This window comes from Nocardioides sp. B129/18, assembly GCF_055282735.1.
In genome coordinates this window covers 28,701-42,338 of sequence record NZ_JBUZJI010000031.1, presented here as the reverse complement: position 1 = coordinate 42,338, position 13,638 = coordinate 28,701, and the positions used below count along the sequence as shown (strand labels likewise).

Sequence of the window (13,638 nt, the reverse complement as noted above, 5' to 3'; positions counted from 1 at the left end):
GACGGCGAAGGACGAGGTGTCGGGGTCGAGCAGCGTCACCGACCCGCCGACCGCGCGACGACGACCGCGCCGACGTTCGCCGGGATCTTGTGGTCGGTGTCGATCTCCATGTCGACGCGGACCTCGTCGCCCTCGGGCGTGATCTTGGTGATCTTCCCGACCGTGACGCCGAGGATGCCGACGTCGTTGCCGACGAACAGGCCCGCGGAGCTGGTGAACAGCGCCGAGACCTTCATCGTCTTGGAGCCGATCGAGGGCAGGCAGCCGGACGTGAGCCCGAGGACCACGGCCAGGAGCAGGGCGGTCAGGCCCAGACGGCGGCTCATCAGCAGTCCCCCACGAGGCAGCGCTGGTCGTCGGCCGGGATGACCGACCTGGTGTAGAGGTCGAGCCAGGGGCCGTTGCCGGCCGCGTTGGCGATGTAGCGCATCGCGGGCGCGGTGAGCGTGATGACCTTCTTCAGCTGGTCGTCCTCGCGGCTGAGCGAGGCGAGCGCGTCGTCGAGGTCGGCCAGCGCCGGCTTCAGGTCGGCGCGGGTGTCGCGGACGATGCCGGTCAGTGAGTCGGCGAGCACCCGGGTGCGCACGAGGAGGCGGCTGATCGCCTCGCGGCGGGCGGTGACCTCGGAGACCACGAGCGTCGTCTGGCGCATGAGGCCGTAGATGTCCTTGGTGTTGCTGTTGAGCAGGTCCGAGACGCCCTTGGCGGCGGTGAGCAGCTGCGAGGTCTGGGTCGAGCGACGCGAGACCAGCGCGGAGAGGCGTCCGACGCTGGTGAGGGCGGGGCCGACGTCGTTCGAGGACTGCTCGAGGGTCGAGCTGACGGCGGTGAGCGCCTCGGCGAGCTTGACGGGGTCGAGCTTCTGGAGCGTCGTGGTGCCGTTGTCCAGGACGTCCTGCAGGTTGTAGGGCACCGAGGTCTGCGCCAGCGGGATCTGGTCGTCGCTCAGCGAGCCCCCACCGCGCGGGTGCACCGCGAGGTAGTGGGTGCCGAGCAGCGTCGCGACCTTGACCTCGGCGGTCGACTCGGTGCCGAGGTCGACGCCCTTGTCGAGGGTGAAGGTGACCTCGACGTCCTTGGCGCGCAGCGCGATGTCGGTGACCTCGCCGGACGGGACGCCTGCGACCTCGACCGACTCCCCCACCCGCAGGCCGGCGGTGTGGGAGAGCACCGCGGTGTAGCTGCGGGTGCCGAGCTGGACGGTGCTGAGCACGACGACACCGGCGCCGAGGAGCACCAGGCAGGCGAGCGCGACGAGGCCCACCCGGAAGGGGTCGCGCGTGTTGAGCGCCTTCATCGGCAGGCCTCCGAGTACGTGTGCTTTCCCAGGACCGGATTGACGTTGAGCGGACCCAGGCCCACCGCGATCGTGCAGACGTAGACGTTGAGCGCGTTCTCGTACGACGTCGGCCGGCCGAGGCGGGTCATGATGTCGGAGAAGGCGCCGATGGCGGCGGCCAGCTGCGGCCGGGTCTGCTTCAGCGTGGCGGCGACCTTCCGCAGCTCGCGGACGACGCCGACGCTGGGCTGGCGGGCCTGCTCGAGGAGGTCGGAGGTGGCGCCCACCAGGCTGGAGACGCCGTCGATGCTCGAGCCGATGGACGTGCGGTCCTTGGCCAGGCCGGTCATGAGGCCCTCGAGCTCCTTGACCGTGGCGGTGAAGCGGGTGCCCTGGCTGGTGAGGTTCGTCAGCACGGGCGTGAGGTTGGTGAGCACCGCGCCGATGAGCTGGTCGCGGTCGGCGAGGAACGAGCTGAGCTCGGTGATCTGCTGGAGCAGCTGCTCGACCGTGCCGCCCTCGCCCTGCAGCACCTTGACGATCGAGGTCGCGAGCGCGTTCACGTCGCCGGGCCGGAGCACCTCGAAGAGCGGGCGGAAGCCGTTGAGCAGCTCGGTGAGGTCGAAGCCGGGGCTGGTGTGGTCGGCGTCGACGACCGCGCCGGGCTTCAGCCTCGTGCCCTGCGTGCCCTTCTGCACCAGCGCGAGGTACCGCTGGCCGACGAGGTTCTGGTAGCGCATCACGATGTCGGTGGAGGAGAGCAGCGGCTGGCTGGCGGTGAGGTCGAAGTCGACGCGGGCGCCGTCGCGTCCGGACACCTCGATGCTCTGCACCCGCCCCACGCGCACGCCGGCGACGCGGACGTCGTCGCCGACCCGCAGGCCGCTGACGTCGGCGAAGTCGGCGCTGTAGGCGTGGGTGTCGCCGCCGACCTGGTCGACCATCGTGTTGACCAGGATGACGCCGAGGAGCACCGAGACCAGCGCGAAGAGGCCGAAGCGCAGGCCGATGCGTCGCAGCTCGCGCTTCATCGCGATCCCTCCCCGTAGAGCGAGCCGGCGGTGGCGCGGCCCAGCGGCGAGTAGCTGCCGCCGTTGTCGTAGCGCGGCCGGTCCGCCGAGGTGTAGTAGCCCGGCGGGTTGAGCAGCAGCCGGCCGTCGACGTCGACGAAGCCGCCCTTGACCGCGGTGGGCAGCAGCTCGGCGAGGTCGATGTTGGTGCGGTTGGCCTCGCGCAGCGCGGCGATGCGGTTGTCGTAGATCGCGTCGAGGATCTGCGCGGCGTCGTCGAGGGTGCCGACGAGCGCGGTGCGGTTCTGGTCGAGGAAGCGGCGCGCGTCGACGGTGAGGCGGGTGCCGCCGGTGATGACGGCCAGCAGGGCGGCCTTCTGCGCGGCGACGGTGCGCAGCGCGACCAGGCCGTCGTCGGTGGCGTCGAGGAGGTCGGGAGCGACGCGGTCGACGACCTGCAGGCTCGAGGCCAGCGTGCGCACGTCGGTGCGCAGCCGCGGGATCTGCGGCTCCAGCTTGGCGAGGTAGGAGTCGAGGCGGTCGAGGGTGTCGCCGAGCTTGGCGCCGCGGCCGTCGAGCGCGGTGGCGGCGGCGCCGATGGCCGCCGAGAGGCGGGCCGGGCCGAGCGCCTTGACCAGGCGGTCGATGTCGTCGAGGGCCTGCTGGAGCTCGAGGGTGCCCTGGCTGCGGTCGGGCGGGATGATCGCGCCGGCCTTCAACGAGGCGGCCGACGTGCTCGCGACGTTGCGGGTGGTGGTGCCGCCCTGGCTCGCCCCCGGACGCACGAGGTCGACGTAGGTGGTGCCGAACACGCTGGCCGGCAGGATCCGCGCGACGACGTCGGCGGGCACGCCGCCGAGGTCGCCGGAGGCGATGGTCATGCGCACCCGCACGGGCGCGGCGGTGACGGTGGTGCCGGCCGTGCGGGCGTCGGCGGCGTCGGAGCGGTCGATGCTGGTGACCCGGCCGATGATGACGCCGCGCATCTTCACGTCCGAGCCGGCCCGCAGCGCGCCTCCGGCGTTGGTGACCAGCGCGGAGACCTCCGGCGGGGCGCCGACGGCGCCGGTGCTGCGCAGGTAGGCGGCGCCGAGCAGCAGCGCGATGACGACGAGCGCGAGGACGCCGCGGCGGGCGTGGTCGACGCGACGCAGGTCGCGACGGCCCTCGGGGCGACGACGGGAGAAGGGCAGGCGCACCGCGATCACCCCGAGATCCTGAAGCCGGAGTCGCCGCCCCAGATGACCAGGGTGAGGATCATGTCGAGCACGATCACGACGACGATGCTGGCGCGGATCGCCGCGCCCGTGGCCTCGCCGACCGACTGCGGACCGCCGGAGACGCGCAGGCCGTACCAGCAGTGGATGAGCGTGACGATCAGGGCGAAGACGAGGATCTTCACGATCGAGAAGAAGACGTCGCGGCCCTGGATGAAGGTCGAGAAGTAGTGGTCGTACTGGCCCGGGGACTGCCCGAACAGGTAGACCACCGAGGCCTGCGAGGCCAGGTAGGAGCCGATGAGGCCCACGAGGTAGAGCGGCAGGATCGCCGTCATGCAGGCGATCATGCGGGTCGTGACGAGGTAGCGCATCGGATCGACGGCCATCACCTCGAGGGCGTCGACCTCCTCGTGGATCCGCATCGAGCCGAGCTGGGCGGTGAACCGGCAGCCGACCTGCGCGGCGAGCGCGAGCGCGGCGATCAGCGGGGCGAGCTCGCGGGTGTTGGCGCTGGCGCTGATGAAGCCGGTGAGCGGCGCGAGGCCGACGATCTCCAGGCCGTTGAAGCCCTCGATGCCCAGCGAGGTGCCGGCGGCGATCGAGAGCAGCACCATCACGCCGATGGTGCCGCCGCCGACGACGATGGCCCCGCTGCCCCAGGCGATGTCCTTGAGCTGGCGCAGCGTCTCGGCCGGGTAGAGCCGCAGGGTCGCGGGCACCTCGCGGATCGTGCCGAGGGCGAAGGCGGAGAAGTCGCCGAGCTTGGCGAGCGCGTTGAGCAGCCCCTCGACGAGGCCGACGACGGCGTCGGCGGCGCCGCGGCGCAGGCGGGCGACCGGACCGCGGCGGGCGACGCGTCCGCGGGCGATCGGCTCGGCGCTCATCAGGCGACGCCCTGCGGCACGAGCATCACGTAGGCCTGCGTGATGGCGACGTTGACGACGGCGAGCAGGATGACGCTCAGCACGACCGACTGGTTCACGGCGTCGGCGACGCCCTTGGGGCCGCCGGAGGCCGAGAGGCCCTTGTGGGAGGCCACGATGGTGGCGATGAAGCCGAAGACCAGCGCCTTGAACTCCGCCAGCAGCAGGTCGGTGGGCTGGCTGAAGGCGACGAAGGAGTCGAGGTAGGCGCCCGAGGAGATCGTGCCGCCGCCGACGTTGAGGACGTAGGCGGTGACCATCGCGGTCATCGCCACGATGATCGTGAGCAGGAGCGCCACGACGAGGGAGGCCACCAGGCGCGGCGCGACCAGCCGCTGCACCGGCGAGATGCCCATGACCTTCAGCGCGTCGATCTCCTCGCGCACGGTGCGGGCGCCGAGGTCGGAGCAGATGGCCGAGCCGACGGCGCCGGCGATCATCAGGGAGGTCACCAGGGGCGCGCCCTGGCGCAGGATGCCGATGCCGTTGACGGCGCCGCTGAAGCTGGTGGCGCCGACCTGCGCGGCGACCGCGCCGATCTGCACCGAGATGATGACGCCGAACGGGATGGCCACGAGGATCGTGGGCAGCAGCGAGACCCGCGTCATGAACCAGGCCTGGAGCAGGAACTCCGACCAGGAGAAGCGTCGGCGGACGATGTCGGTGGCGGCCACGGTGGTGCCCTCGGCGGCCAGCATGACGAGGCGCCCGGTGGTGACGACGCCCTGCCGGGCGCGCCCGGTCAGGTTCTCGACGACCCCGCGGACCCGGTCGGTGGCCGGCCTCGTGGACAGGGCCTGGGTGGTCATCGCTCGCCCCCTGCGGACACGGGCCGAGAACCCTGCTTCGACATCTCCGGTCCCCCCTTGCTCGGTGATGGCGACTGGTGGGTAACCGTGTCGCGCCGTAACAGATATCACACGGGGATGTGGATCTCCCAAGCGCGGCGATCAGTCGAGTCACGATCGTGACCTCACCCGCGGGGGCGAGGGCCGCGACACGCCGGAGGTCGCCCCCGACGGCGCCCGGGGCCGGCCGTGGGGGCTCGGCTAGGTTGACGCTCGTGAGCCCCGCCCCCGCCCCGCGCAGCGCCCGCTGGCTGCGCGTGCTGCGCCGGGCGCTGCTCGGCTTCCTCGGCCTGCAGATCGGCCTGGCGGTCACGATGTCGGTGGTCGACTCCTACCGCCGCCGGGGCAAGAAGCCCGGCGCGTTCCCGACGGTGCCGCCGCGCACCGTCGACGTCGGCGAGGCGCGCCTGACCACCTACACCTACGGCCGCGACCTCTACGACGACATGCTGGCGGCCATCGAGGGCGCCCGGCACCGGATCCTCTTCGAGACCTACATCTGGAAGGGCGACGCCACCGGCGAGCGGTTCAAGCAGGCGCTCGCGGCCGCGTCGGCCCGCGGGGTCGAGGTGCACTGCATCTACGACGGCTTCGCCAACCTCGTCGTCTCCCCCTCCTTCAAGCGGTTCCCGCGGATGATGCGGGTGCTGCGGTTCCCGGTCTACGGCGCGGGGCTGCGGTTCTTCGACGCTCGCCGCTACGGCCGCGACCACCGCAAGATCCTGGTCGTCGACGGCGAGGTCGGCTTCGTCGGCGGCTACAACATCGGCGACGCCTACGCCACGGAGTGGCGCGACACCCATGTGCGGGTCACCGGTCCGGCGGTCATCGACCTCGAGCGGGCCTTCGCCGACTTCTGGAACCTCAACCGCAAGGGCGCCTGGCGCTCCAGCCATCGCCCGCTGCTGCTCGAGACGCCCTCGGAGTGGGAGCCGCGCATCCGGATCCAGCGCAACATCCCGCGACTGTGGATGTTCCCCATCCGCTCGATGTACCTCGAGGCGATCAACCGCGCGAGCCGCAACATCTGGATCACCACGGCCTACTTCCTGCCCGACCAGGACTTCGTGGACGCCCTCAAGCTCGCCGCTGCGCGCGGGGTCGACGTCCGGATCCTGGTGCCGCTGAAGTCCAACCACATCGTGGCCGACTGGATCTCCCGCGGCTACTACGCCCAGCTGCTGGAGGCGGGCGTGCGGATCCTGCGCTACCGCGAGGCGATGATCCACGCCAAGACCGCCACCGTCGACGGCACCTGGGCCACCGTCGGCACCGCCAACATCGACCGCCTCAGCCTCCAGGGCAACTACGAGATCAACCTCGAGGCGATCGACCGCTCCTTCGCCGGCACGCTCGAGGAGATCTTCGGCGTCGACGAGGCCAACTCCCTCGAGCTGACGATCGGCGAGTGGCAGGCGCGCGACCTGCACCGCAAGTTCACCGAGGCCGTGCTCGCGCCCCTGCGTCCCCTGCTCTGAGCAGCCCTCGCCAGCCCGTCAGCCCTCTGTCAGCGGGAGGACGGGATGTCGAGGACGCTGGCCAGCTGCAGCGCCTTCGCGCGGTCGCCCTTGACCTTCAGCTGACCGCGCAGGACGCCGGTGATGGCGCTGAGGTGGCCGGTGGCCAGGCGCAGGAAGTCGTAGCCCTCGCAGCTGATCGTCGCGTCGCGCCGCTCGCCGGGACGGCTGGCGTCGCCGGCCTCGACGGTGCACCGGCCGCCCTGCACGCGCACGACGTACCGCTCGATCTCGCCCGAGGCCGAGCCGAGCAGGCGGAAGCCGACGACGAGGTCGACGCGGGCCGCGCGGCGCACGCTCACGAAGTCGGGCAGGCGGCGGAAGATCTCGCCGAGCACGACGTCGCGGAAGCCGCTGCTCATGACGCCGCGCAGGTGCTCGGTGCTGACGCCCTTGAGCGCGGTGGCGACGTCGATGGGGTCCAGCGCGGTGGGGTCGAGCGCGACGGCGTCGGTGCCGGGGACCTTGAACAGGCCGCCGACGGCCAGCGCGAGGGCGGAGTCGCCCTCGATCTGGAGGCGACCGGCGAGGTAGTCGAGCGCAGGGTTGGCCTCGCCGCTGATGAGCCGCACGAAGCCGAGGACGCCGGTGCGCAGCACGACGTCGACCGGCTCGGCGGCCGGGAGGTCGGGCAGCACCTTGAGCGTGCCGTGGTCGAGCACCAGCCCGTGCCGCTCGCGGACGCTGCCGCCGCGGACGAGGTCGAAGCGCACGGTGCCGACGAGCTCGGCGAGCCGCTCGAGGAGGGCGTACTCGTGGAGGCGTCCGAGGACGCCCTCGACGGCCGCCCCTCGGATCTCGTCGCGGTCGATGATCGCGGCGAGGTCGGCGTCGTCGGTGCGGCGGACCGCGTCGACGAGGGCCTCGGCGGGCACGTCGGCCAGGAAGGCACGGGTCTGCGCAGCGTCGGCGGTGCGCAGGACGTCCAGAGTTACCTGTGTCACGGTGTCAGCCTAGGTGACGCGGGTCACCATCGGACGACGTTCGCCGGAAGATGCGTGCGTGGCGCCATCTTCGCGCCGTGGCGGGGCCGCTGGAGGCCGGCGACGGCCACGAGGGTGGGGACGCGCCCGCGATGCGGGCGCCACGGCTCGAGGAACTCCTCGAGCTCGGCGTCGTCGAACTGCCGGCCCGCCAGGGCGTGCCCGACGTCCTTGGCGACGTGGTAGTCGCCGAAGGAGACGGCGTCGGCGTCGCCATGGGCTCGCTGGCGCACCTCGGCGGCGGTCCAGACGCCGATGCCCGGCAGGGTGCGCAGCCGTCGCTCGGCCTCGGCGCCCGGGAGGTCGAGGGTGCGCTCGAGGGCCGGGGCCACCCGGGCGGCGGTGACCGCCGCGCGGGAGCGGGCGTGGTCGACGTGGCACTGGCGCCAGCCCCACGACGGGATGAGCGCCACCTGCTCGGGGCTCGGCTGCACCCACAGCCGCCTCTCGGCGCCCGGGCCGGGCGCGCGCTCGCCGAAGCGGTGGACGAGCAGCCGGAAGCCGCCGAAGGCCTCCTGGCTGGTGACCTTCTGCTCGAGGATCGCCGGGAGCATCGCCTCCCACACCAGGCCGCTGCGGCTCACGCGCAGGTGGGGGTGGCGTCGCCAGGCCTCGACGAGCACCGGATGGCGCGGCTCGAAGCCCGACGGGTCGTCGTCGGCGCCCAGGAGCGAGGGCATCCACTCCAGCGCCCAGTCCGCGCCCGGCCCCCAGGCCCGGCCCAGCACGGAGCCGTCGGAGGGCCGGCCCTCGTAGACGACGGTGGCCAGCCCCTCGGGCGTGCGCAGCCCGCGCCAGACGCGGCCAGCGTCGTCGATGCGGTAGGTGGGGTCGCCGTGGCCGCGGCGGTGCAGCCAGAGCATGCCGCGCACCGAGACCGGCCACGACGGATGCCAGACCCGCTCCCGACCCCGATCGACGCTCACGGGCCCGAGGCTACGCCGCAGCGCCGACACCGCCGCGGCCTACTTATAGAACACGTTCTCGTTCCTGCCCTACGCTCCTCGGGTGACCGTCACCGTCAGCGACCACGCCCGCGTCCGCACCCTGCTGCTGAACCGCCCCGAGGCGCTCAACGCCTTCGACGAGGCGCTCTACGACGCCACCACCGAGGCGCTCCTCGCCGCGGCCGAGGACCCCGACGTCGCCGTCGTCCTGCTCACCGGCGCCGGCCGCGCGTTCAGCGCCGGCACCGACCTGCTCGAGATGCACCGCATGTCCACCGACCCCGACTTCGAGCGCGGCACCCACGGCTTCCTCGGCCTCGTCGACGCGCTTGCCGCCTTCCCCAAGCCGCTGGTGGTGGCCGTCAACGGCGTCGGACTGGGCATCGGCGCGACCGTGCTCGGCTTCGCCGACCTCGCCTTCATGTCCAGCACCGCCCGGCTCAAGTGCCCCTTCACCAGCCTCGGCGTCGCCCCCGAGGCGGCCTCCTCCTACCTGCTCCCCCGCCTCATGGGGCGCCAGGACGCCGCCTGGATGCTGCTCTCCGCGGAGTGGATCGACGCCGAGCAGGCGCGCGCCGCCGGTCTGGTGTGGCGGGTCTGCGAGCCCGACGACCTGCTGGAGGAGGCCCGGCGTCATGCCGAGGTGATCGCCGCCCGGCCGATCGCGTCGCTGGTCGCGGTCAAGCAGACGATGACCGAGCCCCTGCGTGCGCAGATCGCCGCCGCCCGCCAGCGCGAGAACGCCGCCTTCGCCGAGCTCATGGGCGGGCCCGCGAACCTCGAGGCGCTCACCGCCTTCGCCGAGGGACGCGCACCGGACTTCACCGGCATGTGAGCCTCACTGCGGGGCCGCAGTAGTCCTGCGAGACCCCCACCGGGCACACCACGAGCTGATAGGGCACCGTCCAGCGGTGCCGACGCCCGGCCACCGTGTAGTCGATCGTCACGGACCGCCGCTCGCCGTGGCGCACCGTCGGATCGATGCGATAGCCCAGGAGCAGCTCGTAGCCGTAGCGCCGAGGCGTCCTGGCCACCGGCTCGATCACCGCGCCGAGGGCGTCGACCTGGTTCGGCCCGAAGAGCCGTCGGCTCGGCGGCCACGCCGGCTGGTACTGCCGCTCGGGGTAGACCCGCCCGGCGCCGCTGACCCGCGCGCCGATCAGCGTCAGGCCAGTCGCGTCGACCGTCACGGCGTCGATGCGGGCCGGCGCGTCGCCGCGCAGCTCCAGCGGCACCATCCCGTCGGTGAAGACCGGATGCTCGGCCGGCACGAGGGAGCCGAAGACCGGATCCTGCGCGGGCGTGAGGGGACCCGCCGACGGTGTCTCAGCGCCCTGCCACCGGACGAGGGCCCACCCGCTCGCGACGGCGACGAGCATCGTCAGGGCCTCCGAGCAGCACGGCCGCGCGGCGGTGGCCGGCGCGCGGTCGTGGTCGTCTCGAGGTCATCGCTCCACCCGGGTGGTCCGAGGTCGTGGAGCTCGGACGCTAGCCCCTGGGGGCTCGCGGAGGAAGCCCGGCCGCCGCCCCGGTGGACGACGGCCGGGCCGGGCTCAGCGGGTGTCGGTCAGCCGCAGCGTGTAGCTCGCGCCCGCGCCGTAGCTGAGCAGGAAGCCGGCGTAGGCCGCGCCCGGGGGCACGACGGTCGACTCCCCGTCGGTGACGAAGCCGCCACCGGGGATGGCCGCGCAGCTCTCGTCGTAGAACCACAGCTGGTACTCGCCTACCGGCACGTCGGCCTTGATGGTGGCCCGGTGCTGGCCGTCGCCGTAGCCCGCCGGCACCTTCGTGAAGGAGGCGTCGACGCCGTTGGCGGCCGGGAGCTCCGGGCAGGTCCAGCTGGCCTCGGTGACGCCCGGCTTGTACGGGTCGAGCCCGACGAGCGAGCCCTGCGCCGGGTTGCCGACGCTCGCCGAGCCGCTCAGCGTCTTCGGCGCGTCCTTCTTCGGGCGGGTGGGCGTGATGCCGCGAGTGCCGCCGAAGGCCTCGACCTCGGCGACGATCGCCGTCCCGGCGTTGGCCGCCGCCGAGCCGAAGACCGCGTTCGGGGTGACCCGGACGAAGCGAGCGCGCACCGGCGAGGCCAGGCGCAGCGTCTGCAGCGCGAGGTCGGGCGCGGTCGGACGCGGGCCGTCGAAGGAGAACCGGGCCACCTTGGCGGTGCGCCAGGTGCGCCCGTCGGTGGAGGTCTCGACGGTGACCTGCTTGGCCGCGGCGAAGCGGGGCGCCGTGGTCGGCTTGTAGACGCTGACGCCGACGGTGTCGATCGAGGACGTGCGTCCCAGGCGGATCGTGACCGCGGCGTCCTTGCCGGCGTTGTAGGCCGTGCCGGCGTCCGCGGTGCGCCACGAGGTGCCCTCGGTGTCGTCGAGGATCGCGGTGGCCGGCGTCGCCGACTGCTGGCTGGTGGCCTTGACGACCTTCGCGCCGGTCTGGGTGGAGAGCACGTTGGGACGCAGCGCGATGGTCAGCGAGCGGTCCCCGGTGACGCGCAGGGTCCGGTGGGAGATGCCGAAGCCGGGCGCCTGCAGCGTCAGCGTGTGGGTGCCCTTCACGAACGACGCCGTCGCCGTGCCGGCCTTGCCGGTGGTGACGATCGGGGTCGCGCGGGCCTCGAACTGGCCGCCGAGGACGCGCACGCCGGCCACGGGGCGTCCGGTGGAGGCGTTGACGACGCGCAGGCTGATGCGGCCGTTGGCCGAGCGGGTCGGCACGTCGAAGCCCGGACGCGGGTCGGTGTCGGCCTCGCCCTTCGTGCGGGCGGAGACCCCCATGCCGCGGTTCGCGAAGGCCCGCCAGATCGCGGCCTGGTAGCGCGAGCCGTAGCGCAGCTGGGCGGCCTTGACGATGGCGTCGCGCATGTCGAGCATCGACGGCGCCTGGGGGCTGATCGGCATGGCGTCGGTGACGACGTGCTCGGCGATGTCGCTGGCCTTGCGCTGGTCGCCGCCGACCTGCTGCAGGATCCGCTGGCGCACCTCCCACAGCGTCGCGGTCCAGATCTCGCCGTCGGCGTGCACCTCGGGGCCGGTGAGGTCGTAGCCGTAGTCGCCGAGGGTCAGCGGGCTCTCGGCGTAGTTCCAGTTGCGGATGCCGCGGTGCGGGTCGCCGACGTAGGCCGCGACGACGGCGGTGCGCGAGAGGCCCTCGCGGAAGAGGTGGTTCATCGCGTACCAGTCGCCCCAGCCCTCGCCCATCGCGCCGGACTGGGTGCTGCCGAGCGAGCCCAGGCCGCCGCCTCCGACGTAGCGGTTGGAGAGGCCGTGGGAGTACTCGTGCTGGATGATCGTGGCATCGAAGTCGCCGTCGCGGGGCTGGCCCTCGAAGGCGTCGTCGACGGGCTCCCAGAGGTACATGTTGGTGAAGCCGGGGATGCCGTCGGGCAGCGTCAGCATGTTGGCGTTGTTGCGGCCGAGGTCGATGACCTCGCTGGTGAGGTTGAGGGCGCCGGACTGCGCGCCGCCGATCACCGGGTCGCCGCCCACGGGCAGGTCTCCCCCGCCGTTGTTGACGAGCTGGAAGTTGCCGCCGCTCTCGGTGAAGCCGAACTGGTAGTACTCGTCGTGGATGCGGTTGTGGTGCCAGAAGAGGTTCGTCGAGGCCGCGTCGGCGTCCTGGACGAACGAGCCGGTGGCGCCCTTCGAGGTGCGCCAGGCGTCGGGGAAGTCGAATCGGAACTGCGAGGTCGGCGAGACGGTGCGGTTGTACTGGTCGACCGCGACCAGCGGCACGGTCCAGGCCTTGGCGGCGTCGGCGTTGTTGCCGAACAGCGTGACGCCGGGGATGCCGGCCACGCCGGTGGGGTCGACGTAGCCGCCGGGCGACTGCTTCGAAGGGCCGAAGTCGCGGACGACGGCCTTGCCGCCCTTCTTCGCGCCCGGGTAGTTCTCGAAGACGGTGCCGTCGGACTCCCACTGCACCAGCGACTTGCGCAGCAGCGGCGTCCCGGTGGCGGCGTCGAGGAGCGTCGCGTAGGCGCGGTCGGCGTCGAGGATGGTGAGCACGGCGAAGGCGGCGCGGGCGCCGGTCGACGTCGGGAACGCGACCTTGCGGACGTACTGCTTCGCGCCGAGCCCGGCGACGGTGGCCACCTGGTAGCCGCCCGCGGTCTGGTCGAGCAGCGTGACGACGGCCTTCGCCAGGCCCGGGGCGACCGAGCCGAGTGCGGCGCTCAGGGCGTCGGAGGGGCTGAGCTCGTAGGAGCCGCGCAGGGCGGCGGAGCGGACGGGGTCGCCGGCGTAGCGCACGACGCGCCCGTCGCGGTCGACGAGCACGGTGAGGATCGCGCCGTAGCCGGACGCGACGCCGCCGAAGGTCTGCGCGAGGCTCACCACGCGGGCGCCGACGCCGGGGAGCGGGTGGTCGCGCACGACCTGCAGGGCCGTGACGTCGGCGCTGCCGAGGCCGAACGCGGCGCGGTGGGTGCGCAGCCAGGTGCGGGCGATGCGCTGCGGCGTCGCCTTCGACGGGCCGCTCAGGGCGCCGTCCGCGACCTCGAGGGAGCGGGGGGTGCCGCTGGCGTTCCAGGTGACCGTGGCGCCGCGCAGGGCCGCGACGGCGCGTCGCTGGGCGGCGGTCGGCGCGAGCCGCGGGAGGCCGGCGCGGGAGTCGAAGTCGAGGGAGGCGGGCGCCTGGCCGACGACCGGGAGGATCGGCTCCGCGGTGCGCTGGTAGGGGCTGGGGGCGGGCGCGTCCGAGCCCGCGGCGAGCGCGGCCTGGGACAGGGCGGGGGCCGCGACCACCGCGAGAGCGGTGGTGGCGACGAGGGTCTGACGCACGAGGGTCATGAGGGGAATGGCTCCAGGGGGTGGGGAGAGGAGGTTGCGCGATCAACGCGCCACCGACGGCGAGGTCACGCGGTCCGCGGGATATCCCCGGAGACGGTCGTCACCCTCCGGTGCTCCCGGGCTG

General features: G+C 73.0%; 12 protein-coding genes. 2 read left to right on the top strand and 10 right to left on the bottom strand.

All coding sequences use genetic code 11. The features are described from left to right. Nucleotides 1-35: 35 nt before the first annotated feature. The 6 genes from ACZDWJ_RS17540 to ACZDWJ_RS17515 are packed head-to-tail and all read right to left on the bottom strand — an operon-like array spanning nt 36 to nt 5,241. Nucleotides 36-326, bottom strand: coding sequence for an MlaD family protein (locus tag ACZDWJ_RS17540; protein WP_463523075.1), 291 nt, complete (start codon nt 324-326; stop codon nt 36-38). Next, nucleotides 326-1,297 (bottom strand): MCE family protein, encoded by a 972-nt coding sequence (locus ACZDWJ_RS17535; protein WP_463523073.1) that lies wholly within the window; start codon nt 1,295-1,297, stop codon nt 326-328. The genes ACZDWJ_RS17540 and ACZDWJ_RS17535 overlap by 1 nt, the downstream gene beginning before the upstream one ends. Beyond that, nucleotides 1,294-2,310 carry an MCE family protein gene (locus ACZDWJ_RS17530; protein WP_463523071.1) on the bottom strand — a complete coding sequence of 339 codons (1,017 nt, stop codon included), beginning with the start codon at nt 2,308-2,310 and terminating at the stop codon, nt 1,294-1,296. The genes ACZDWJ_RS17535 and ACZDWJ_RS17530 overlap by 4 nt, the downstream gene beginning before the upstream one ends. Further along, a complete protein-coding gene (locus tag ACZDWJ_RS17525; RefSeq protein WP_463523069.1) occupies nt 2,307-3,497 on the bottom strand; it encodes an MCE family protein in 1,191 nt (396 codons plus the stop codon). The genes ACZDWJ_RS17530 and ACZDWJ_RS17525 overlap by 4 nt, the downstream gene beginning before the upstream one ends. Further along, nucleotides 3,494-4,393: an MlaE family ABC transporter permease gene (locus ACZDWJ_RS17520; RefSeq protein ID WP_463523067.1), complete on the bottom strand. Its 900-nt coding sequence runs from the start codon at nt 4,391-4,393 to the stop codon at nt 3,494-3,496. Before ACZDWJ_RS17520 ends, ACZDWJ_RS17525 begins: the two co-directional genes overlap by 4 nt. Beyond that, nucleotides 4,393-5,241: an MlaE family ABC transporter permease gene (locus tag ACZDWJ_RS17515; RefSeq protein ID WP_463523065.1), complete on the bottom strand. Its 849-nt coding sequence runs from the start codon at nt 5,239-5,241 to the stop codon at nt 4,393-4,395. The genes ACZDWJ_RS17520 and ACZDWJ_RS17515 overlap by 1 nt, the downstream gene beginning before the upstream one ends. 254 nt (nt 5,242-5,495) lie before the next feature. Here ACZDWJ_RS17515 and ACZDWJ_RS17510 point away from each other — a divergent pair, with 254 nt between their 5' ends. Then, entirely contained in the window at nt 5,496-6,758 is a 1,263-nt protein-coding gene (locus ACZDWJ_RS17510; RefSeq protein ID WP_463523063.1) for a phospholipase D-like domain-containing protein, read from the top strand. A gap of 29 nt (nt 6,759-6,787) precedes the next feature. Here the strand turns inward: ACZDWJ_RS17510 and ACZDWJ_RS17505 are convergent, their stop codons facing one another. Together ACZDWJ_RS17505 and ACZDWJ_RS17500 are read right to left on the bottom strand one after the other, a co-directional pair. Further along, complete coding sequence (locus tag ACZDWJ_RS17505; protein ID WP_463523061.1) at nt 6,788-7,741, bottom strand: SCP2 sterol-binding domain-containing protein; 954 nt, start codon at nt 7,739-7,741, stop codon at nt 6,788-6,790. A 23-nt stretch (nt 7,742-7,764) separates the two neighbouring features. Continuing rightward, on the bottom strand, nt 7,765-8,706 hold the full coding sequence (locus tag ACZDWJ_RS17500) for a DNA-3-methyladenine glycosylase family protein (protein WP_463523059.1): 942 nt from the start codon (nt 8,704-8,706) through the stop codon (nt 7,765-7,767). Nucleotides 8,707-8,788: 82 nt separating this feature from the next. Between ACZDWJ_RS17500 and ACZDWJ_RS17495 the strand changes: the two genes are divergently transcribed. Continuing rightward, nucleotides 8,789-9,562 carry an enoyl-CoA hydratase/isomerase family protein gene (locus ACZDWJ_RS17495; protein WP_463523057.1) on the top strand — a complete coding sequence of 258 codons (774 nt, stop codon included), beginning with the start codon at nt 8,789-8,791 and terminating at the stop codon, nt 9,560-9,562. Here the strand turns inward: ACZDWJ_RS17495 and ACZDWJ_RS17490 are convergent. Both ACZDWJ_RS17490 and ACZDWJ_RS17485 read right to left on the bottom strand, forming a co-directional pair. Further along, complete coding sequence (locus tag ACZDWJ_RS17490) at nt 9,549-9,998, bottom strand: hypothetical protein (RefSeq protein WP_463523054.1); 450 nt, start codon at nt 9,996-9,998, stop codon at nt 9,549-9,551. The genes ACZDWJ_RS17495 and ACZDWJ_RS17490 overlap by 14 nt on opposite strands. Before the next feature lie 282 nt (nt 9,999-10,280). After that, complete coding sequence (locus ACZDWJ_RS17485) at nt 10,281-13,514, bottom strand: M36 family metallopeptidase (protein WP_463523052.1); 3,234 nt, start codon at nt 13,512-13,514, stop codon at nt 10,281-10,283. Nucleotides 13,515-13,638: the final 124 nt, after the last annotated feature.

What these genes read in the sequence shown, in the direction of transcription:
- ACZDWJ_RS17540 (WP_463523075.1), bottom strand. Translation starts at nt 326, where the DNA reads ATGAGCCGCCGTCTGGGCCTGACCGCCCTGCTCCTGGCCGTGGTCCTC.
- ACZDWJ_RS17535 (WP_463523073.1), bottom strand. Translation starts at nt 1,297, where the DNA reads ATGAAGGCGCTCAACACGCGCGACCCCTTCCGGGTGGGCCTCGTCGCG.
- ACZDWJ_RS17530 (WP_463523071.1), bottom strand. Translation starts at nt 2,310, where the DNA reads ATGAAGCGCGAGCTGCGACGCATCGGCCTGCGCTTCGGCCTCTTCGCG.
- ACZDWJ_RS17520 (WP_463523067.1), bottom strand. Translation starts at nt 4,393, where the DNA reads ATGAGCGCCGAGCCGATCGCCCGCGGACGCGTCGCCCGCCGCGGTCCG.
- ACZDWJ_RS17515 (WP_463523065.1), bottom strand. Translation starts at nt 5,241, where the DNA reads ATGACCACCCAGGCCCTGTCCACGAGGCCGGCCACCGACCGGGTCCGC.
- ACZDWJ_RS17485 (WP_463523052.1), bottom strand. Translation starts at nt 13,514, where the DNA reads ATGACCCTCGTGCGTCAGACCCTCGTCGCCACCACCGCTCTCGCGGTG.